We start from the raw sequence: 1,270 nt of genomic DNA on the forward strand, positions 1-1,270 counted from the left end.
AAGCCGATAAATATCAGCATTTGTTGGTTGATTAAAGAACCTAAATAAAAAAGCCAATCACAGATGATTGGCTTTTTTGAAATTATGAATAATTAATCAAAAGTTTCTTGGCCTAGTTTTTTCATGCGTGGTTTATAAAACACATGATAGCTAACGCCTAAAACAACTAGCCACAATGGACTAACATATACCGCTTTTAATGTATCTGGTTCTAGTGCCAAAATCACTAAAGTGAACAAGAAAAATGCAATGACAACATACGCCATCAACACCCCGCCCGGCATTTTAAAGGTCGATTTAGCATGTAACTCCGGACTCAACTTACGGTAACGTAAATAGCATGCCATGATCAGAAGCCATACACTAATAAACAGGATTACGCAGAGTGAACTTGCCAAAGTAAATGCTTCCATGGTGTTTGGAACAAAGTACTGAAGCACTGCCCCACCCATAATGAAAATACATGAGAAGATTAAACCGTTTGAAGGTACGGCACGTTTTGATAAACGCCCCAAAGCACTTGGCGCCTGACCATCTTTCGATAAACCGAACAGCATACGACTGGTTGAAAACACACCGCTGTTCATTGAAGACATCACTGAAGACAGTACAACTAAGTTCATGATGATGGCTGAAATCGGAATACCCGCATTTAAGAACAACTCAACAAATGGACTTTTATCTGCACGAATGTGATCCCAAGGTGTTACTGACATCACCACAAAGAGTGCCAACACATAGAATAGAATAATACGTACAGGAATCGCGTTAATCGCCTTCGGTAGATTTTTCTCTGGATCTTTCGTTTCAGCGGCTGTTGTACCAATCAATTCAACGCCAATAAAGGCAAAAACGGCAATCTGGAAACCTGCCAAAAATCCGCTTACGCCTTTTGGAAATATGCCGCCATGCGACCACACATTACTTACACTCACAACCTCACCATGCGGAGCTTGAAAATGAGTGAGGAGCATGTAACCACCGACTCCAATCAGGCCAATAATGGCCAAAATCTTAATGAGTGCGAACCAGAATTCAACTTCACCAAATAGCTTAACGGTAAGAAGGTTAAGCCCTAAAATGAATAGTACACAGCTTGAACTAATCATGGCTTGTTGCATGGGTGAGAAACTGGCGCCTTCGGGCAGCCAGAAACTTAAATAGTTAATGACCGCAGACAAATCAGCAATACCGACCAGTACCCAGCCTAACCAATAGGTCCAGCCGATATAGTAGCCAGCCCACGGTCCAATCAAATCATAAGCCATAT

At 41.6% G+C, this 1,270-nt stretch carries 1 protein-coding gene; it reads right to left on the reverse strand.

The genetic code is table 11. The features are described from left to right. Positions 1-92 precede the first annotated feature (92 nt). The coding region (locus J536_RS24450) for an amino acid permease (RefSeq protein WP_032064291.1) at positions 93-1,270 on the reverse strand (1,178 nt) is incomplete at its 5' end.

It is taken from the genome of Acinetobacter sp. 809848 (genome assembly GCF_000581275.1).
Classification (GTDB): domain Bacteria; phylum Pseudomonadota; class Gammaproteobacteria; order Pseudomonadales; family Moraxellaceae; genus Acinetobacter; species Acinetobacter pittii.